The 20,239-nt window shown below is 62.4% G+C and carries 16 protein-coding genes; 9 read left to right on the top strand and 7 right to left on the bottom strand.

The features are described 5' to 3' along the window. Window positions 1-10 precede the first annotated feature (10 nt). Together CUJ91_RS22640 and CUJ91_RS22645 are read left to right on the top strand one after the other, a co-directional pair. Window positions 11-1,681: a thiamine pyrophosphate-binding protein gene (locus tag CUJ91_RS22640; RefSeq protein WP_114157197.1), complete on the top strand. Its 1,671-nt coding sequence runs from the start codon at window positions 11-13 to the stop codon at window positions 1,679-1,681. After that, entirely contained in the window at window positions 1,681-2,859 is a 1,179-nt protein-coding gene (locus tag CUJ91_RS22645) for an alpha-hydroxy acid oxidase (RefSeq protein WP_006046929.1), read from the top strand. The genes CUJ91_RS22640 and CUJ91_RS22645 overlap by 1 nt, the downstream gene beginning before the upstream one ends. Before the next feature lie 19 nt (window positions 2,860-2,878). Here the strand turns inward: CUJ91_RS22645 and CUJ91_RS22650 are convergent, their stop codons facing one another. Genes CUJ91_RS22650 through CUJ91_RS22660 form a run of 3 tightly spaced genes read right to left on the bottom strand, consistent with a single transcriptional unit; the run spans window position 2,879 to window position 4,716 of the window. Continuing rightward, window positions 2,879-3,673: an SDR family NAD(P)-dependent oxidoreductase gene (locus tag CUJ91_RS22650; RefSeq protein ID WP_114157198.1), complete on the bottom strand. Its 795-nt coding sequence runs from the start codon at window positions 3,671-3,673 to the stop codon at window positions 2,879-2,881. 5 nt (window positions 3,674-3,678) lie between these two features. Then, a complete protein-coding gene (locus tag CUJ91_RS22655; protein WP_114157199.1) occupies window positions 3,679-4,194 on the bottom strand; it encodes an SRPBCC domain-containing protein in 516 nt (171 codons plus the stop codon). 27 nt (window positions 4,195-4,221) lie between these two features. Next, window positions 4,222-4,716 carry an SRPBCC domain-containing protein gene (locus tag CUJ91_RS22660; protein ID WP_114157200.1) on the bottom strand — a complete coding sequence of 165 codons (495 nt, stop codon included), beginning with the start codon at window positions 4,714-4,716 and terminating at the stop codon, window positions 4,222-4,224. 294 nt (window positions 4,717-5,010) lie between these two features. Here CUJ91_RS22660 and CUJ91_RS22665 point away from each other — a divergent pair, with 294 nt between their 5' ends. Beyond that, complete coding sequence (locus tag CUJ91_RS22665; protein WP_114157201.1) at window positions 5,011-5,892, top strand: LysR family transcriptional regulator; 882 nt, start codon at window positions 5,011-5,013, stop codon at window positions 5,890-5,892. Window positions 5,893-5,968: 76 nt separating this feature from the next. On the opposite strand, the gene CUJ91_RS22670 is transcribed toward CUJ91_RS22665, so the two are convergent. Both CUJ91_RS22670 and CUJ91_RS22675 read right to left on the bottom strand, forming a co-directional pair. After that, window positions 5,969-7,387 carry a DEAD/DEAH box helicase gene (locus tag CUJ91_RS22670; RefSeq protein ID WP_114157202.1) on the bottom strand — a complete coding sequence of 473 codons (1,419 nt, stop codon included), beginning with the start codon at window positions 7,385-7,387 and terminating at the stop codon, window positions 5,969-5,971. Between the two features lie 219 nt (window positions 7,388-7,606). After that, the gene (locus CUJ91_RS22675) at window positions 7,607-10,021 is read right to left on the bottom strand and encodes a two-partner secretion domain-containing protein (RefSeq protein ID WP_114157203.1); all 2,415 of its coding nucleotides are present in this window, start codon (window positions 10,019-10,021) and stop codon (window positions 7,607-7,609) included. A 450-nt stretch (window positions 10,022-10,471) separates the two neighbouring features. Here CUJ91_RS22675 and CUJ91_RS22680 point away from each other — a divergent pair, with 450 nt between their 5' ends. The 3 genes from CUJ91_RS22680 (at window position 10,472) to CUJ91_RS22690 (ending at window position 13,510) form a co-directional block, all read left to right on the top strand. Beyond that, window positions 10,472-11,110, top strand: coding sequence for a TetR/AcrR family transcriptional regulator (locus CUJ91_RS22680; protein ID WP_114157204.1), 639 nt, complete (start codon window positions 10,472-10,474; stop codon window positions 11,108-11,110). A 31-nt stretch (window positions 11,111-11,141) separates the two neighbouring features. Beyond that, on the top strand, window positions 11,142-12,746 hold the full coding sequence (locus CUJ91_RS22685) for an MFS transporter (RefSeq protein WP_114157205.1): 1,605 nt from the start codon (window positions 11,142-11,144) through the stop codon (window positions 12,744-12,746). A 494-nt stretch (window positions 12,747-13,240) separates the two neighbouring features. Further along, window positions 13,241-13,510: a YodC family protein gene (locus CUJ91_RS22690; protein WP_006046941.1), complete on the top strand. Its 270-nt coding sequence runs from the start codon at window positions 13,241-13,243 to the stop codon at window positions 13,508-13,510. A gap of 34 nt (window positions 13,511-13,544) precedes the next feature. On the opposite strand, the gene CUJ91_RS22695 is transcribed toward CUJ91_RS22690, so the two are convergent. Beyond that, window positions 13,545-13,856 (bottom strand): superinfection immunity protein, encoded by a 312-nt coding sequence (locus CUJ91_RS22695; RefSeq protein WP_006046942.1) that lies wholly within the window; start codon window positions 13,854-13,856, stop codon window positions 13,545-13,547. 218 nt (window positions 13,857-14,074) lie between these two features. On the opposite strand from CUJ91_RS22695, the gene CUJ91_RS22700 reads away from it, so the two are divergent. The 3 genes from CUJ91_RS22700 to CUJ91_RS22710 all read left to right on the top strand — a co-directional run bounded on the left by CUJ91_RS22700 (window position 14,075) and on the right by CUJ91_RS22710 (window position 18,023). Then, the gene (locus CUJ91_RS22700; protein WP_114157206.1) at window positions 14,075-15,535 is read left to right on the top strand and encodes a M20 family metallopeptidase; all 1,461 of its coding nucleotides are present in this window, start codon (window positions 14,075-14,077) and stop codon (window positions 15,533-15,535) included. Window positions 15,536-15,627: 92 nt separating this feature from the next. Next, window positions 15,628-16,731 (top strand): malate/lactate/ureidoglycolate dehydrogenase, encoded by a 1,104-nt coding sequence (locus CUJ91_RS22705; RefSeq protein ID WP_114157207.1) that lies wholly within the window; start codon window positions 15,628-15,630, stop codon window positions 16,729-16,731. A gap of 404 nt (window positions 16,732-17,135) precedes the next feature. After that, entirely contained in the window at window positions 17,136-18,023 is an 888-nt protein-coding gene (locus tag CUJ91_RS22710) for a crotonase/enoyl-CoA hydratase family protein (RefSeq protein ID WP_029965677.1), read from the top strand. 73 nt (window positions 18,024-18,096) lie between these two features. Here the strand turns inward: CUJ91_RS22710 and pdeR are convergent, their stop codons facing one another. Further along, window positions 18,097-20,100: a cyclic di-GMP phosphodiesterase gene (gene pdeR / locus CUJ91_RS22715; protein WP_006046946.1), complete on the bottom strand. Its 2,004-nt coding sequence runs from the start codon at window positions 20,098-20,100 to the stop codon at window positions 18,097-18,099. Between the last annotated feature and the right edge of the window lie 139 nt (window positions 20,101-20,239).

The following is a 20,239-nucleotide window of genomic DNA, read 5'->3' on the forward strand; positions in this document are numbered from 1 at the left end:
AAAGATACGTATGGCAAACGAAAACCGGGACATTACCGGCGCACGCATCCTGGTCGATGCATTGCGTGCGCAGTCGGTCAACACGATCTTCACCGTTCCAGGCGAGAGTTTTTTGGCGGTGCTGGACGCTCTGTACGATGTCGCAGATGACATCAAGCTCGTGGTTTGCAGGCACGAGAGTGGAGCCGCGAACATGGCGGAGGCGCATGGCAAGCTGACCAATCGACCAGGCGTCTGTTTCGTGACGCGAGGGCCAGGGGCGACAAACGCATCAATCGGAATACACACCGCGCGGCAAGATTCCACGCCCATGATCGTTTTTGTTGGGCAAGTCGCACGCGATACGCTCGAGAGGGAAGCGTGGCAGGAAATCGACTACCGGCAGATGTTTGGCCAGGTGGCCAAGTGGGTCACTCAAATCGATTCGGCAGCCCGGATCCCCGAGTTGATCAGCCGCGCCTTCCACGTCGCAACGTCGGGCCGTCCAGGGCCTGTGGTGATCGCCTTGCCCGAAGACATGCTCGTTGAGACGGCACCAGTAGAAAAGGTCGTGCCGCCACTCCCTTATCAGACGATCACGATGCAACCGGCGAGCGAACAGTTGGCCCGCGTTGAGAAGCTGCTGTCCGAGGCATGCAAGCCGATCGTTCTTCTCGGCGGCGGGGCCTGGAGCCGCGAGGCCTGCGACGATCTCCGCCAGTTCGTGACCAGGTTTGATTTGCCGGTTGTCTGCACATTCCGGCGACAAGACCTGTATGACAACCGCGATCGACATTACGCCGGCGAAGCGGGTCTGGGAATGGACCCGGCGCTTGCCGCGCGCTTACGGGAAGCGGATTTGCTGCTTGCGATTGGACCTCGCCTCGGCGAGACGAGCACACTCGGCTACGAGCTTTTTTCTATCCCAACGCCGGCAGTCAAGCTCGTGCATGTGCATCGCGACGCGAACGAGCTGGGGCGTGTGTACCGGGCGGATCTCCCCATCAATTCGGGCATGGCGGAATTTGCGCGCGCCGTCGCCAGGCTTGAATCGCCGACAAAGCCCGTGTGGGCCGAATGGACGCAAGCCGCGCACGCCGACTATGAGGCTCGACGTGCGCCTCCCCCTAATAGCGGTTCAATCGATCTGGGCGCTGTCGTGTCTCACATCGATGAAGCGTTGCCCGAGGATGCGATCGTAAGCAACGGCGCGGGCAACTATACTCTTTGGGTTCAACGATTCTTCCGTTATCGCGGTTGGCGCACTCAGCTTGCTCCAACGAGTGGCGCGATGGGATATGGATTGCCCGCCGCCATCGCCGCGGCGCTTCAGAAACCTGATCGGCCTGCGGTCTGTTTCGCCGGAGATGGATGCTTCCTCATGACCGGTCAGGAGTTGGCAACTGCCGTGCAGTACGATGCGCGAGTCATTGTGATCGTTGTCGATAACGGCATGTACGGCAGCATTCGAATGCATCAGCATCGTCACTATCCTGGGCGGGTCATTGGCACGACATTGCAGAGTCCCGATTTTGTCGGACTTGCCCGCGCTTATGGTGCTTACGCGGAAAGCGTTGAGCGCACGGTGGACTTTCCAGACGCATTCCAACGCGCACGCGAGGCAGGCCGCCCGGCAGTTCTCGTCCTGCGCACCGATCCCAACCTGCTCACGCCAAATATGATTATCGGTCCGGGGGTCTGATGCGTCTCAGCAATCACCTGTCGATCGCGGACCTGGAGCGAAGCGCGTCCCGGCGGCTGCCGGCCAGCATCTTCGGCTATGTAAGCGGTGGCGCGGAAGACCACCGCGCCGTAGTGGGAAACCGCACGGCTTTCAATCGTTGGGTACTCGTACCGAGAATGCTCACTGGCGTCGCCGAGCGCTCGCAAGAAGTGGAGATTTTTGGGCAACGTTACACGTCTCCGGTGGGAATAGCGCCGATGGGGCTCGCCGGGCTCTGTGCCTATGAGGGTGACCTGCAACTCGCGGCGGCCGCTCGCGACGCGAAAGTGCCCTTCGTTCTGAGCGCAGCGTCGACCGTTCCCCTCGAAAAGGTGGCAATGGCAGCACCCGGCAGTTGGTATCAGGGGTATTTGAGTGCCGACCGATCGACGATCACGCCATTGCTCGCGCGTATCGAAAGGGCCGGGTTCGGTGTTCTTGTGATTACTGTTGACGTGCCATTGGCCGCGCAACGGGAAAACGAACTGCGCAACGGTTTCAGCGTACCGCTGCGGCTAAGCCGCCGCCTGGTCTATGGTGGTCTGGCAAGGCCCAGATGGCTTCTGTCGACGTTTGGACGCACGCTGCTTACGCAAGGTGTTCCGCATTTCGAAAACTTCACGGCCAACCGGGGCGGACCGATCATCACCGGCGCGACCGGCGACCACCGCAGTGGCCGTGCAGCGCTCTGCTGGAACGACATCCACTGGATTCGAAGTCAGTGGAAAGGGACTCTGGTGGTGAAGGGAATCCTTCATCCCGACGATGCCCTGCGGGCCAAACAGGCAGGCGCGGACGGCATTATTGTCTCTAATCACGGCGGGCGGCAGCTCGACGGCGCGCTTGCAACGCTCGATGCGCTTCCGGCCATTACTGCCGTTGCCGGCGACATGCCGGTTATCCTCGACAGTGGCGTTCGCCGCGGCACAGACGTTATAAAGGCGCTGTCGCTGGGAGCGCGTATGGTCCTCGTGGGCAGACCAGCGATGTACGGCCTGGCCGTCGGCGGTCATGCGGGCGTTCGGCATGCGTTGCAGTTGCTAAGAAGAGAGATCGACGTAGACCTCGCATTGCTGGGATGTCCGAGGATCGAGAAGCTCAATAGGGACTTTGTTGTGCAGGTTTCGCGTGAGTCGTGGCATGCGGCTCATGGATAGTGAATATCTGCCCATGCAATCACGCAATTGAACGAACCACGCCCCCATCGACACGCAACGCTGCACCCGTCGTTGCGGACGCCTGCTCAGAGCATGCATACACAACCATGTTCGCAACTTCGTCCGTAGTGGCGAAACGATTGATCAGCGATGTGGGCCGCGAGTTCTTCAGGAACTGTTGTTCAGCCTGCTCTTGCGTGATCCCTTGCTCTCGCGCGGTCGCCTTCATCCAGTTCGAAAGGATCTCAGAGTTGGTCGGGCCGGGCAGCACGGCATTGACGGTCACGCCTGTACCGGCAACCAGTTCGGCTAGCCCCCTCGACACCGCGAGCATCGCGGTCTTGGTCACACCGTAGTCGATCATTTCTTTCGGGATATTCAGCCCTGACTCGCTACTGACGAACACGACGCGCCCCCAACCCTGTTTCGCCATTTTGGGCACGTAATAGCGGGCGGTGCGAACGCCACTCATCACGTTGAGCTGGAAGAGGTCGAGCCATTCGCTGTCGTCCTGTGCGAAAAAGTCGTTTAGCCGCGCTGTGCCTGCGTTGTTGACAAGAATGTCGGCCTCCGGCGCGTGTGCAAACAGGGCCGCGCAGCCTTCGGCTGTCGCAACGTCGGCGGCCACGCCGGTCAATTCCGCATTCGGCAGAATGGCGCGCATCTCGCGCAGCGCAGCATCGACCCGCTCCTGGGTTCGGCCATTAAGTACGACCACAGCGCCGGCGCGCGCGAGCCCTTCGGCAATTGCCCGTCCGATGCCGGCAGTGGAGCCCGTAACGATTGCCTTGCGGCCATTGAGTTCGATCTTCATAGCGCTTATCTCCGTTCTGCTTCTAGTTCTGCTTCTAGTTCTGCTTCGGCGGCCCGGGCGAGGCATTCGACCCAATCCTGGTGATAGCGATAGAGCGCGCCAGGATGTCTGCTACCGATCAGTTCCACAAAGAACTGGCCTTGCTGTGTCTCTTCGGTCAGCAGGTGACAACCTTCTTTCGTTGGCGTGATCACCCAGCCGTGATAGGCGCTCGAACCTGTTTCATCGCCATCGACCGTTGTGGCCCACGCGAGCCGGCGATTCGGCACGCATTCAGTGACGACCAGTGACATCGGATAGCCGACCGTCACGCGGCCGTAGCGTGTGCCGAGCGCGAGTTCCGACTCGCCGGACAATATCCGGACCTGATCCTCGGCCGGAAAGTATCGCGACCAGCGCTCGGCGTCGACGAGCAGTTTCCAAACCACTTCCGGTGGCGCTTTCACGTCGATGTCGTTGAGCGCGTAAATTGCCGAGGTACGCGGGTCATAGCGTTCCGGCCAGTTGACTTTGTCGATCATGTATCGAATCCCTTTTTTTCGGTTGGGTTAGCCACGGGAATGCTCAGGCGCGGTGGCGATCTGGGCGAGGTTCCTGAGCAGCTTCTCGTGGGTGAGCCAGAACACGTCGGGTGCCTGCTTCGCGAGTTCCAGCCAGTGCGGTCCCTGCATCGTCTCCTCTGTCCACAGATGACACCCGCTTGCGGTAGGCGTGATGATCCAGGCGTGGTAGGCCCTGGACGTTGTGGAGACCTTTGGATAGCCGCCCCACGCGATGCGGGTCATCGGCTCGAACTCCTGCACGGATGCGAAGACGTCCTGGCCGGCGAGGTTCGTCTCGAATGTCGTACCAAGGCCAAAGTGATCGCCTCCGTCAAGCGGCTGCACGTGCTGAACACCGGGATAGAAAGCTGGCCAGGAGTCGAAATCGGTGAGCAGGGACCAGATTGTTTCGACGGATGCCGAGACCTCGAGCTCGTTGGTGAAATGGATCGGAGAGCGGCTCGGTTTCATCTCCTCGGGCCACTTGATTGTTTCGTACATGGTGGTTCTCTAACGGGTGAGCGATGGATTGTGATGCTGCCGAGTGAGGCCCGGCGCGGGACTCACTCGGGTTTGATGAGATGCTGGAAGATGAGCGGCGCCCAGTTGCGGCGTCTCGCCCGTACGAGCGAGCCGCCCTCGCGGAGCGAGCCCGGCTCATCTTTGTTCTCCTGCTTTGAGTCAGCTTGCGGAGAATAGTAATTTGCGCCGAATCGAATGATAATCACGCTAACTATCATAGGATCTATTCCAAACTGGAATTAGTTGTCGAATGGACGTAGCCGGAGTCGCGGGATGGATCGGTTTGACGAATTGAACGCATTTTTTGCCGTCGTGGAGGCAAGCGGCTTTTCCGCAGCCGCGCGAAGGATTGGCGAGTCGCAGTCCGCCATCAGTAAGGCCGTGAACGCGCTGGAAAAGCGCCTCGGCGTGGCGCTGCTCCATCGCAGTACGCGCAAGGTGACGCTGACCGATCTGGGGCGGCTGTACTACGACCGCATGCGTCCACTGGTGGACGAAATCCAGGTGGCGGATAGCGAGCTGACCAGCACCACGCTCGAGGTTTCGGGCCTCATCAGGATCGCGGCGCCGTCGACGTTCGGTCGCCTGCACGTGCTTCCACTGATTCCCGGATTGCTGGCGCGACATCCTGGCTTGCGCATCGATATGGTGCTGTCGGACGCCGTGCGGGATATGGTGGAAGACAGGATCGATCTTGCGATTCGCGTGAGTCCCGTTGAAGAGCCCGATTCGGTGGTGCGTCGTGTGGCTGCCACCTCACTCGTGTGCGCCGGATCGCGCCGTTACTTCGAGCAGCACGGTGTACCTCGTACTCCTGCCGATCTCGCGGATCACAACTGTCTGGTCTATGGCGAGATGACGGACTGGCCGTTCGCCGGGCCGCAGGGGCCGTTCAATTTGCCGGTGCGGGGCAATCTGTCGTCCAATAGCGTGGAGACGATTCTTGCGGGCGTGCTGGCCGGCGTCGGCATCGGCATGTTCCACCGCGCTTCGCTGGTGGGCGAGTTCCAGCAATCCGACATCGTCACCGTACTGGACGATTTCGTACAGCAGCCAAGGGAGGTCAGCTTGATCTGGCCCAAGCGACGGTTTGTGCCGACCCGCGTGCGCAGTGCGACGGATTTTCTGGCCGGTGCGCTTGCGGAGCGGATTTAGCTCCAGGACGGTTTGCCTGCAAGCTGGCCGCAAGCCGCGACGCTGTTCCAGGGCTGCGGTTACTCATCCCCACGGATCAGGGTTGGCGTTTGCCGCGGCCACCGGCGAGTTTGCCAGCCGGCTTGGCTGAATTCGCAACTGGTTTGCTGGCGGCTTTGCTGCGCGGCTTTTGCACGCTGAATGGACTACCGCTGGACAACCTTGTGGCTTTATCCGCGGCCACTGCGCGCTGCGCCGCAGGCTTGCGTTTGTTTTCGCCAATTTGCGGGCGCGGCTTTTTGCTCGTCAGTTGGCTGGCGCCCGGCGCAGCCTGTGGCGCTTTGACGGTCTCGCCCATCGCGCTGGTTTGCGGCACGCGGTGTTCGGCTTCAAAACCCGGCTCCTCTTCACGGCGCAGCGTTTGCCGGATCAGCGCTTCAATCGCGGCCAGTTGCGGCGCTTCGTCGGCACACACAAGGGACACCGCTACGCCGCTGGCGCCAGCGCGGCCGGTACGGCCAATGCGGTGCACATAGTCTTGCGCCACGATCGGCAGATCAACGTTGATCACCAGCGGCAGGTCGTCGATATCCAGCCCGCGCGCAGCCACATCGGTGGCGACCAGCATATTGACTTCGCCCGTCTTGAAGCGCTCGAGCGCACGCATGCGCGCGGGTTGCGGTTTGTCGCCGTGGATGGTGTCGACCGCATAGCCCGCTTCATCCAGCATGGCCGCCAGGTAATCCACGCCATTGCGGGTCTTGACGAACACCAGCGCGTGCTCCCAGTTGTTCTGAGCCACAAGGTGCATGAAGAGATCAGGCTTGTTCCTTTTATCCACCGGCACCACCCACTGCCTGATTTTGCTGGCCGTGGCATTGGGCGGGCTGACGCTGATGTCGACGGGGCCATGCAAAATGCCCGCCGCCAGGGCGCGGATATCATCCGTAAACGTGGCGGAGAACAGCAACGTCTGGCGCTCTGCGGGCAACGCAGCGAACACAGCGTTGAGCTCGCGCGCAAAGCCCAGATCCAGCATGCGGTCGGCTTCATCCAGTACCAGCGTTTGTACCTGATCGAACTGCACTGCGTTCTGGCGATTGAGATCCAGCAAACGGCCCGGCGTGGCAACGAGCACGTCGACGCCTTTGCGCAACTTCATCATCTGCGGGTTGATACTCACACCGCCGTAGGCGGCCAGAAATCGTAAATCGAGGCCTTTACCGTAATCGATAAAGCTTTGCAGCACTTGTTCAGCCAGTTCACGGGTGGGCACCAGCACCAGAACACGCGCGCGGTTGCTCGACACCGCCGGGCCCTGTTGCACCAGCCGTTGCAACAGCGGCAGCGCAAAACCCGCCGTTTTTCCAGTACCGGTTTGTGCCGCAGCCATGACGTCCTTGCCACTCAGCACAGCAGGAATCGCCTTGGCCTGCACCGGCGTAGGTGTCTGGTAATTGAGGTCCCGCATGTTACGCAGCAAGGGATCGATCAGGCCAAGCGACGCAAAAGACATTGGCGTATTCCTGTCTAAAACCGCAGATTCTAGCGGTTACCGCCTGATTGCGCCGCGCTGGCAAGCTGTACTATGAGACACCGTTGAGCAGTATTGCCGCCAGCGGCAGCGCAAATTGCATCAACAGCAAAGGCGCCACTGGCCGCAACCAGGCACATCCCGCCAGGATGAAAGAAGGGCGACTCGGTGCGAAAGTGAATAGGTCGGCCAATAGCCCGGTTAATGGCTCGGTTGCCAGCGCAGGACAGGGTGACTCGCGCCGGCCGGCATGACCCACGCGCCGGTCGGTCCGAAGTCCCAGCCGACGAAGCTTGCCGGATCGCTCATCTGCGCGGTGGTGAGGCCGTTGGATGCCGGCAGTTGCGGGCCGGTTCCGGCGCTGACGCTGCGGGTCGTCGTCTGTTTGTCCCAGTAGACGTTGGCGGAGATCCCCGCGTTGGGGTCCGGGTGGTTGTACGCCGCGATGCCGCCGAAGCTGGTGGGCGTATCCGGCGGCGCGCAGCAATAACCTTGCACCAGCCCGGCCGCAAACGACTGCTCGATTGTGCCGGCGTTCTCATAGACGAGGCCGCCGGTGCTCAGACTGCCATACGACGTGCCCGTTGCATACGACTGGGAGATGCTACCGCCGTTGAAGCCTGCCAGCGCTCCGGCCACGCCGTGATTGCCCGCACTCGCAACGCCGGTTGCATAGGATTGCAGAATTGTCCCTTCATTGAGGCCGACCAGTCCGCCGAGCAAACCGGCCGACCCGACGAACGCGCTGCTCCACGAGCGCTCGATCAGGCCGTCGTTGCGTCCCACCAGTCCACCGCTCGTCGCACCTTCGAACGATGCGGTGCCGCGCGTCCCACTCGTATAGGCGTACGTGATCGTGCCCTGGTTCAGGCCGGCCAGAATGCCGAACGCGATTCCCGCTGGAAAATAGACATACGTGCTGAGCTTCGCATTCGTCATCCCCACATTGCGCACGACTCCCATCGGCCCGATCACACCGAACAGTCCCAGCCCCGGCACCGGCGAACCTTGTTCGCGCTGTGAAAACCTGTCTATAACGTGGCCCATGCCGTCGAATTGTCCGGAGAAGGGAGTGGTGGCATTGCCGAGCGAAGAGAAAGCGAATGATGTATCGGTCGCACTGGCGTCGAGATCCTTGCCCAGTGCGTAGTTGCCCGCGAGGTCGAGCGAGATGCCCTGCAGGTCGGTCAACGAATTGACCAGCTTATAGCCGGTCACCTGCGTGACGAGACCGCTATACGGAGCCGCTGTCCATGCGGCGTTTGCGAGGTTTGTCCCGGCGGTATAGCTGCCGTTCATGTCGTAGAGCGCGCGGACGATGCCCGTACTCTTCGACCAGTCGATCGTGCCGTGGTTGATGACGCTGCCGCCGTTGTCGATGCCCGATGCGTCGGCGCGCAAGGTCAGATTGCCTGCGCCGTCGTTCGCGAGGGTCGTACTCGTCGCTATGGAGACGTCGTGGTAGGCGGCAAGCGTGAGAGAAGCGGGACCGTGCCAGCGCACGCTCGATGCGACACCCAGGTCGCCCGTCGCGCCGTTGGCACCCGTCGCGGTGATATCGACAGAGGTGCCCGAGTTCAGGCTGCGCTGCAACGCATGCGCAGCGGCGCCGTCGATTGTGAAAGCAGGCGTCGAGAGATTCCACAGGCCTGCATGCACCACCGCGTGCCCGCCCAATTCCAGTTGCGCCGCTTGCGTGTCGACCGTTCCGCCGCTGCCGTCGGCGTTGCTTGCGGCGATCTTGCCGAACTGCCCGACATGGCCGCTGTCGGCAACGAGCCACACATGGCCGTCGCGGCTCGCGGTGCCCGTCGCGCGGATACGCGTGCCTCTTCCCGCCAACGCATACACGTTGCCGTCGGCGGCCTGCAGACTGATCTGAGCGGCGGTTATCCGCCCCTTGTTGGAGACCGTGCCCTGACTGCCTGTCTGCACGAACACCTGCTTGCTGCCGGCCGAATCCTGCAGCAGCACCTGCTCGCCCGTGGCCAGCTCCGCCGTGCCGTTGAGCGCTGCGACCGTGCCGGCGTTGACGACGTCGTGTCGCGCAATCAGGAATATGTCGCCGCCGCTCGAACTGATCTTGCCGAGATTGATCACGGATGCGTTCGAGGTGCCCGACAGCGTGAGCGATCCGCTGCCCTGCATGAACGCGTCGTTGCAGATGTCCAGCGTCGACGCAACGAAACGTCCGCCGGTCGTAATAACGCCCGATGGTCCGACGACGATTCCCTGCGGATTGATCAAATAGACGCTGCCCGTCGCACCGAGCCTGCCGAGGATGGCAGAGGGTGAACCACCCGTCACCCGGTTCAGCGTCGCGCCGGAGCCGTTATCGAACGTGACGCTGTTGGTTTTGCCGATCGAAAAGCTGTTCCAGTCGATCACGCCGCGCGTTGAACCTGGCTGCGTGATCAGGAGGCCGTTGCCCTGGCTTGCGATCGCGCCGGTGCCGGCCACGTATGTGCCGCCTTGTGGAAGGCCGCCCGCCGCGAGCGCCACAGGTGTCAGGGACAGTCCACTCAGCGAAATGCCGATGGCCAGCAGGAAGGCTGCGTTTGAATGTTGACGCCGCAGTGTGCGTCGCGCAGGCCGAGGAAGTTTTGGACGTGACATACACCCCCTTCTCCGCGTACGAGCGGAAGGGCTGCAGATGACCCGCAGAGCCGAGCGCAAATGCGTTGGTCACAGCGTCTGAAGAATAGCTGCTGGCCCTGCGCATGCCTGCCGATATCTCTGCGTTTTGCGCCTTATTTGCGCCTTATTGTCGCAAGAGCCAAAGACGCTGATCGAGCGTCGGTGCGGCTCTGCGGGCGAGGCAAAGACGTCTTGAACTATTGCAACGGTGAGTATCCATGGTCGACCCTGCGCGAAAGCAGCCGACCACTAAAGATTCAAAACAGCTTTCGTTTTTCGAGGCCTAATGCGCGGCAGTCCAGCGGCGTTTGCGAGGCTATTGCTCAATTTTTGCGGTCTATTGTGCAGGGACAAGTGACAATGCACGCGCCGCGCAGCCTACGAGATTCCGGGTTGATTTGTTGAACGGTTAGTCATAATATCGGTTGCATGAAGCCAACCGGTCAACCCCATTCGTCGCCGAAGAAGGCGGGACCTATCGGCTCGCGCGGCCGGCCACGCGAGTTCGACACACACGCCGTGCTCGCCAGCGCAAGCCAGGTGTTCTGGAACCACGGCTATCACGCCACCTCGATCGACGACCTTTGCAAAGCCACCGGTCTGCAGCGGGGCAGTCTGTACGGCGTATTCGGCGACAAGCACGGCATCATGCTCGCCGCGCTCGATCACTACGCCGAGGGCTCGGTGGCGCGTCTCGCCGAGCGGCTGAACGCACCCGTGCTGCCGGAAGAGGCGCTGCGCAATGCATTGCTGCATTACGCGCGGGTCGCGTGCGGGTTGTCCGGCGAGCGTAGCTGCTTCATCACCAACACCACGCTCGAAATGCAGCCCGGCGACGACGAGTTGCGCAGCCGCGTCGCCGCCATCCAGCGCCGCATGGCTACGTTGCTGGCCGCATCGGTGATCCGCGGTCAGGCAAGCGGCGCATTCAATTCCACGCTCGACGAAAAAGCCGTCGGCGATTTCCTGCTGTGCGTCATGCAGGGTCTGCGCGTGCTGGGCCGCGTTGCCCATAAGGAAGACGCGCTGACCGGCATCGTCGATGTCGCGATGCGGGCCCTCGTCTAAATTTTTTTGCCGATTTATTGAACGATCAGTCATGAAATCTGAGCCTGTTTCGCCGTCTTCGTCTATCTCGTCCCCTTCGTCCGCTGCTTTGGCCGGCGTGTCACGCGCAGCAGGTTGCAGTGCTTCGCACGTCGCCGTGTGTCCAGGCTCGGTTGCGGCGAGCGCCGCGCACACCGCGCACACCGCGCCCGCGGCCGACCCGCCCGCGCCGCGCTTCGCGCGCCAGGGGCTCGCGCTGGCCGTGCTGTTCGTCGGCGCTTTTCTCGCGCCGCTCGACTACTTCATCGTCAACCTCGCGCTGCCGTCGATTCGCACCGGCCTGAACGCGACCGACGCGCAACTGCAGCTCGTCGTATCCGCCTACGCGTCGGTGTACGCGGTGCTGCTGATTACCGGCGGACGGCTCGGCGATCTGTTCGGCCGGCGCCGCATGTTCATGACGGGCATGGCCGCCTTCGTGATTGCGTCGGCGCTGTGCGGTTTCGCGACGAGCGGCCACATGCTGGTGATCTCGCGCATCGTCCAGGGCATGGCCGCGGCGATCATGGCGCCGCAAGTGCTCGCCACGATCCGCGCCGTCGTGCCGCTGCATCAGCAAACCCGCGTGATGAGTTTTTACGGCTTCGTATTCGGCCTCTCGTCGATCGTCGGGCAGCTCGGCGGCGGCGCGCTGATCACTTATCACCCGTTCGGCCTCGACTGGCGAATCATCTTCCTGATCAATATTCCGATCGGTGTCGCGGCGTTTTTCGGCACCTGGAAGTTCGTGCCCGAGAATCAGCCCGCCACGCGCACCGGCCTCGACATGAAGGGCGTCGCGCTGCTTTCCGCGGTGTTGCTGCTCGTGATCTATCCGATGACGCACGGTCGCGAAGCCGGCTGGCCCGCATGGACTTTCGCGATGTTCGCGCTCGCGGTGCCGGCGTTCGCGCTCTTCGTCGCCACCGAAAAGCGCGTGGAGCGCGGCGGCGGGCATCCGCTCGTCGATCTGCAATTGTTCCGCAACCGCGCGTTCGCGCTCGGCCTCGTGCTCGCGTTTCTGTTCTATTGCAACAGCGCGTTTTTCCTGACCTACGGCATCTATCTGCAAACCGGCCTTCACTGGACGCCGCTCGCGTCCGGTATCGCCATCATGCCGTTCGCGATCGGCTTCGTGATCGGGCCGCTGACTTCGCCGGCGGTCGTGAAGCGCATCGGCGGGCATGTGCTCACGCTGGGCTTTTCGATGATGACGCTAGGCTTCACGATAACCGGCTGGGCCGCAAGCGAAGCCGCCGCGCCGGACCTCGCGTTCTACGCGGGTCTCGTGTGCGCGGGCGTCGGTCATGGTTTGCTGCTGCCGTCGATCATGCGCATCGTGCTGCTCGAAGTCGCACCCGAAAAAGCGGGGCTTGCGTCGGGCGTGGTTTCATCGACCTTGCAGATCGGCTCGGCGTTCGGCACCGCAGCGATCAGCGGCGCATTCTTCGGCGCACTCGGCGGGAGCGGCGCAGGTTCGACGCCGGCCGCGTACGCCCACGCGTTCCAGTTGAGCCTGGCCATTAACGCGGTGCTGATGTTTGTTTGCATCGGCTTGAGCGTGCTGCTCGTGCGCCATCAGCAGCTCGCGTTGCGGCGCTCGGCGCGCACGCTTTGAAAACGACGCGCCAGGTAATCGTTTTCATCGCTATAACATCGCGAAAATTATTAAGCTGTTTCACACGGTTTTCATTTTTAATTGCAGCGCATTTACCGATGAGCGAGTCATTCATAGGTAATTGAGAATCGCTGGCAAATAGCATCATGTCGTTATCCGCGCCGAAATCTGTTTCACTTATGAAGCATTTTTGGCCATGCAGTTTCTACCCGCACCACGGCCCGTGGCAGTAATTCTTGCGGTCTGTGCGCTCCCGCACACGGCTGTCCGCGGCCTTGCGGGGAGCGCCTCCGGTTTAACCCGCAATTGCAGTGCGTCATAATGTCTTTATCGTCCCTATGAAATCGCTTTCAATAAAAAGCGCTTGCCGTCTTTAATTTCGATTGTTAATCTGAACGCGCTTTAGAGGTGTTCTTCAGTCGGTCCTGAACAAGTCGGACCGATGCCTGGCGCAATCATTCAAATACTGCCAACGGTTCCGTAGAGGATTGAAAATGCTAACCGCTACCATTGACGCACTTGCCGCGCCGCCCGCCTGCTTCACCGCCGGCGACGTCGTCACGTTGAAAGACGGAGGCCCGCGCATGACTGTCACGTATGCGGGACCGGTGGCGCTCAATCCTGGCGAGTGGCTGATCTGCGAATGGTTCGACGACCACGGCGAACTGCGTCGCGAAATGTTTTCGCCTTCCAGCGTGCGCGCCGAGCCGCGCTGTATTCCGGCCGGCTCCGTGCAGTGGAACCGGATCGGCCGCGCGGCGTAAGGCCGTCGTCTGTGAGCGCACGGCTGCGCGCTTGTTATCTGTCGGGATGATCGCGCGCCGTGTCGCGTCTTTGCACGCGTAGCAGCAGCGCCGACGAAAACGCGCGCATCCGCACCAGCTTCCGTTTTTCCACCACCTCGCCCGCGAGATCCTTCGGCGGGTTCGGCTGCAACGCCCAGTAGAGCGCGAGCAGCCAGCCAAGCACCGTCCAGCCCATGCACGCGTTGAACAGCGCGAGCGTCAGCACGTCGACGCGCTTGCGGCGGTCGGCCAGAATCGCCGGCAGGAAATACAGCGCCAGCGCGATCACCACGGCGATGATCTGAATGGCAACACGCTCATTCATATGCCGCCTCCCCGAAACGCGACCTGCGTGTCTTACGCGACGTAGGCACCTCACATCGATTGTCGCGCGATTGTTTGCCACGTGCAGCTTCGTTGAAAGGCTTCCGCGCGTGCAGCCCCGCGCTGCGTTGCACCGATGAGCGACGAACCCTTCAGCACATTCGCCATCAGGACTATCATGTTCGTTTCGAGTGAACGAAACCGTTACGGACCGCGACCATGATCTCCGACGATACCCAGCAGACCCAGCGCCTTAACCCCGACACGCTCCGTGAGTTCGTGGACCGCAAATGGAACGACGAGATCGTGCCCGCGCTGACCGACTACATCGCGGTGCCGGCCAAGAGCCCGGCGTTCGATCCCGAGTGGGTCAAGCACGGTTACCTGGAGCGCGTGATTACCGATGCCGCGCAATGGGTCGAGCAGCAGCCGGTGCGCGGCCTGAAGCTGGAGATCGTGCGCTTGCCGGGCCGCACGCCGGTGATTTTCTTCGAGACGCCGGCCACGCGTTCCGGCAGCGACGAAACCATCGTGCTGTACGGCCATCTGGACAAGCAGCCGGAGTTCGACGGCTGGCGCAGCGACCTGGGTCCGTGGACGCCGAAGCTCGAGAACGACAAGCTCTATGGGCGCGGTGGCGCCGACGACGGCTACGCGATCTACGCGAGCATCACCGCGATCGCCGCGCTGGACGCGCAAGGCGTCGAGCGGCCGCGCTGCGTCGGCCTGATCGAAACCTGCGAGGAGTCGGGCAGCTACGATCTGCTGCCCTACGTCGACGCGCTGCGCGAGCGGCTCGGCAACGTCGGGCTCGTCGTGTGCCTCGATTCGGGCGCGGGCAATTACGATCAATTGTGGCTTACGACGTCGCTGCGCGGACTCGTCGCCGGCGATCTCGAGGTGCAGGTGCTCGACGAAGGCATCCACTCGGGCGGCTACGGCGGCATCGCGCCGTCGAGCTTCCGCATCATGCGGCAACTGTTCGACCGGCTTGAAGACGCCGCTAACGGCACGCTGCTGCCGAAGGGTTTTCACAGCCCGATTCCCGCCGACCGTCTGCGTGAAGCCGAAGCCACTGCACAGATCCTCGGCGACGATGTGTGGAAGAAGCTGCCGTGGGCTTGCGGCCAGGACGGCCGTCAGGTGCTGCCCACCACGACCGATCCGAAAGAGGCGTTGCTTAATTCGACGTGGCGTCCGTCGCTGTCGGTGACCGGCGCGGCCGGCTTGCCCGCGCTCGCCGACGCCGGCAATGTGCTGCGTCCGCGTACCGCATTCAAGCTGTCGCTGCGGCTGCCGCCGCTGATCGAAGCGGAGAAGGCCGTCGCGGAACTCAAGGCGCTGCTCGAATTCGACCCGCCGTACAACGCGAAGGTGACGTTCAAGCCGGACGCGGGCGCGGCGAGCGGCTGGAGCGCGCCCGACCTCGCGCCGTGGCTCGCCACCGCGCTCAACGACGCATCGCGCGAGCATTACGGCGCCGATGTCGCCTACATGGGGCAGGGCGGCACGATCCCGCTGATGAACGTGCTCAAGGCGGGCTTCCCGAAGTCGCAATTCATGGTGTGCGGCGTGTTGGGACCGAAGTCGAATGCACACGGCCCGAATGAGTTTCTGCATGTGCCGTATGGCAGGAAACTCACGGCGGCGGTGGCTGAGGTGATTGCAGCCGCGCCTTGAGGGGGCGGATTTTCGTTGCTGATCTTCGTCGCTAATTTTCGCTGCCGATAAGTGCCCAACTCGAGCGCTCGATTTCGAGCGCCTAACTTCGCATGACCGATAACAATCTCGCTCGATCCAGCACGCCCCGCATCGCGGCCGACCAACTGCACGCCTACGTGAGAGCGATCTGGGAGCGGGCCGGCAGCGCGCCGCGCGAAGCCGAGCTGGTCGCGGATCATCTGGTGGCGGCGAACCTCACGGGGCACGATTCGCACGGCGTCGGCATGATTCCGCGCTATGCGGCTTCGCTGGCCGACGGGCAACTGCAACTGAATCTGCATGCGGAAGTCGTCAAGGACGCGGGCGCCGTGCTCACCGTCGAAGGCCACAAGGGCTTCGGCCAGGTGGTTGCCTTCGAGGCGATGGAAGCGGGCATCGTTCGCGCGCAGCGCATCGGCATTTGCGCGGTGGGCTTGCGCGGCGCGCATCACATTGGCCGCATCGGTCATTGGGCCGAGCAGTGCGCGCGTGCGGGGCTCGTGTCGTTTCACTTCGTCAACGTGGCCGGCGATCCGCTCGTCGCGCCGTTCGGCGGCGCCGACCGCCGTATCGGCACGAATCCGTTTTGCGCGGCTTATCCGCGGCCCGGCAAGCCGCCGCTCGTGCTCGACTTCGCGACCAGCACCGTGGCTTACGGCAAGACGCGGGTCGCGTATAACCAGCGCAAGCAGGTGCCGGCCGGCGCGCTCATCGACCATCAAGGCGTGCCGACCGCCGATCCCAAGGTCATGCACGAGGCGCCGTTCGGATCGCTGACGCCGTTCGGCGGCCACAAGGGTTTCGGGCTCGCGGCCATGTGCGAGATTTTCAGCGGTGCGCTCGCGGGCGGCTTCACCACGCATGCGGACACGCTCGGCACGACTAACGCGATCATCAACTGCATGCTGTCGGTCATCGTCGATCCGGCCGCGTTCGATGCCCCCGACGCGCAAGCCGAAGCCGACGCCTTCATCGCATGGATCAAGGCTTCGCCGCTCGCGGTGGGCACCGAGCGCATCTATGAGCCGGGCGAACCGGAGCGCGTCACGCGCGCGGAGCGCGAAGCCAACGGCGTTCCCGTCGACGCCGCCACGTGGACGCAGATCTCTGCGGCGGCACTCGCGGTCGGCATGAGCGCGGATGAAGTCGCGCGCTGGTCGGCGTTGCTCCAATAGCCTTCATCATGCCGACGAGCGGTTGCGCATTCATGCAATATACATATTCCGTCTGCCACCCCACCAACAAAACCCCATTCGCAAGCAGCAATTTCGACTGGCTCGTCTAATCGGCCTTTATTGCTTTTTCTTTCACCTTTTCAACGCGCATTTTCACTCACACGCGCCACCGGGCCTTTCCATCGATAGTGCAAAACATCGCGCTATCTCGCACCATTTTGGCCGCGCAAGCGTTTGCGCGCCAGCGCACGTCACGGCACGGAATCGCCCCGCTGCGACGCCCGCCGCGCAAGGGTTTGACATTTCCTTGCGTTGCTCTGTTGGTTATCCCGCTCCCATCGGATTCCGGTCTGTTTTAGGCTCGCACTGCAATATCAGTGTTTAACCTTAAAGGACCGTTCAAAATGAATCTGCATAACCACCACGCCTGCCGCCCGTTCCTCGAAGCCGGCAATCTGTCGCAAATCGCCGCTTACTACGAAGAAGGCCGCAATGTCATGTGGATGATGCTGCGTGCGCAGCCGCGTCCCTGTTTCAATCTCGATCTGGTGCACGACATTCTCGGGCTCGCGCAGGCAGCGCGCGAGTCGGGCTTGCCGATCGATTTCTGGGTGACGGGTTCGCTGATTCCGAACATCTACAACGTGGGCGGCGACCTCGATTTCTTCGCCGACGCGATCCGCTCGGGCAAGCGCCAGGCGCTGATGGCGTATGCGCGCGCTTGCGTCGACTGCGTTCATGCGGCGGCGCGCGGTTTCGACACCGGCGCGATCTCGATTGCAATGGTGGAGGGCACGGCGCTCGGCGGCGGCTTCGAGGCGGCGCTCGCGCATCACTTCCTGCTCGCGCAGTCGGACGCGCGCATGGGCTTCCCCGAAATCGCCTTCAATCTGTTCCCCGGCATGGGCGGCTATTCGCTCGTGGCGCGCAAGGCCGGCATGCGCCTCGCCGAGGAACTGATCGGCGGCGGCGAATCGCATACGGCCGAGTGGCATCAGGAAAAAGGGCTCGTCGATCAGTTGTTCGAACCCGGCGACGCGTATGTGGCGACCCGCACGTTCATCGACACGCTCAAGCCGAAAATGAACGGCATCCGCGCGATGCTGCGTGCACGTCAGCGCGTGCTGCAACTGCCGCGCGCCGAGTTGATGGAGATCACCGAGGATTGGGTCGACGCCGCGTTCATGATCGAAGAGAAGGATCTCGCCTTCATGGAACGGCTCGTGATGCTGCAAAACCGCCGCACGTCCAACCTGCGGCAGACGGCCGCGAGCGCGGCCAATTTCGGCTGACTCTATCGCATCAAGCGCATTCAAGCGCACTCAATCGCGATGCGGCCCGCCGTGCCCGTCGCGGCTGACAGGCTCAGGCGATCAGCCTGAGCTTCTGCCGGTCCTGCAACCAGCGCTCGAAATCGGCGGCGGGCATCGGGTGAGCGTACAGATAGCCTTGCACGTACTCGACGCCCAGCCCCTTCATGAAGGCTTCTTCCGATTCGGTCTCGATGCCTTCGGCGACCACCTTGAAGCCGAGTTCCTGCGCGACCACGACCATCGAGCGCACGAGCGCTTGCGCTTTCGTGTCGGCGTTGATCGAGCGCACGAAGCTGCGGTCGAGCTTGATGACGTCGAGCGGAATGCGGCCCAGTTGCGACAGCGACGAATAGCCGGTGCCGAAGTCGTCCAGATGCACCTGCGCGCCGATCTGGCGGAAGTGCTTGATGAGGTCGATGGCCGCGGCTTCGTCTTCGATCAGGCAGCTCTCGGTCAACTCGACATCGACGAGGCAGGGTTCGAGATTGGCCGCGGCGAGCGCTTCGGTGAAATGCCGGACCACGGCGGTGTCCACCAGTTGCCGCGCCGACACGTTGATGGCGATGCGCAGGTTGTAGCCGTCCGCTTTCCATTTGGCGGCCTGTTTGGCGGCCGTTTCCATGACCCAGCGGCCGAGCACGCCGATCAGTCCCGACTCCTCGGCATAACGAATGAATTCGGCCGGCATGATCTGCCCGCGCTCCGGCGAATTCCAGCGGACCAGCGCTTCCACGCCTTGCACCACGCCGGTTGAAAGCACCAGCTTCGGCTGATAGTGCAGCGTCAGTTGGCCTTCGTCGAGGCCGCGCCGCAAGTTCGTGTCGAGCCACATGTACTCGGCGACCTTGCGGTTCATCTCCGGCGAGAACACGCGATGCGTGCGCTTGCCTTCGTCTTTGGCGACGTACATGGCGGTATCGGCCGAGCGGATCAGCGACTCCAGGTTGTCGCCGTGTTCCGGATAGCGCGCGATGCCGATTGAGCAGCCCGTATAGACTTCGACGAGCCCGAGGCTGAACGGCGTACGCATGCGTTCGAGGATGCGCTGCGCGGTCGCTTCCAGTTCGTGCGCCGTGCCTTTTGCCGCAAGCACGATGAACTCGTCGCCGCCGAGCCGCGCGAGTGTGTCGCCTTCGTTCAGGCACATGCCGATGGCGGCCGACACGTCGCGAATCAGACGGTCGCCGAATACGTGGCCGTAGTGATCGTTGACCTTCTTGAAGTTGTCGAGATCGAGAAACAGCACGCCCACCGATTCGCCGGGCGCCGCTTCTTCGATCGCGGTGCGAATGTAGTCCTGAATCGCATTGCGATTCGGCAGGCCGGTGAGCGAGTCGGTGTTGGCGAGTTGCCTCAGGCGTTCCTGCGCGAGACGTTCTTCGGTGATGTCGGTGCCCGAGCAGATCAGATATTGCTCGTCGATGCCGCTGCCGCTTTGCACGAACTTGTTGCGAAACAGGAAGAGCCGCTCGCCGTGCAGCGTCTTCACGCGCCGCTCGACTTCGTACGACACGCCGCGATTGAAGAAGCCCGCAATGTTCTGGCTCGACGCCGCGCCGTCTTCCGAGGACATGAACAGCGCCCACACATTGCGCCCGATGATGTTCTCTTCCTTCACGCCCGTCAGTTCTTCGGCGAGGCGGTTAAAGCGCTGGATTCGCCCATGCCGGTCGACGATCACAACCACAGAATTGACTTCCGACACGACCTGCTCGGCGAACGACAAACCATGCATCAGATCGCGCGCGACCGACTCCGTGTCGTCATAAGCCGAGGCCGTGCCCGCCCAACTGATGCTGTTGATTTTTCTGCCGACGAGATGCAGCCGCAGCGGCTCGCCGAACAGGCGAACGTCGAGAACCACATGCGAGGTGATGCCCGTGAGGCAACGGATTTGCGATGCCTGCTGGGGATTCAGCGGAATGGCCACGTTGGCCGGCACGTCCCCGGTGACTGGCGTCAGTTCGAGCGCGTTGCTGTCGCTCGACAGACGCCAGCAAGGGCTGCTTGTGCCGAACTGCGCAAAAAGCACCTGCTCGTGTTGGTCGTCATTCATGGAATCCCCGGGCGGTGTGCCGTTCGGCCCTGATGGCGGATAGCGGCAGACAGTCTTCATCATACTTAAAGACGGCCCATTGTAGCGAAGCCACTGAAATTCGGGCCATAAAACAATGAAGGACGCGCGGTTGTGTGGC

Source organism: Paraburkholderia graminis (genome assembly GCF_003330785.1).
GTDB classification, from domain to species: domain Bacteria; phylum Pseudomonadota; class Gammaproteobacteria; order Burkholderiales; family Burkholderiaceae; genus Paraburkholderia; species Paraburkholderia graminis.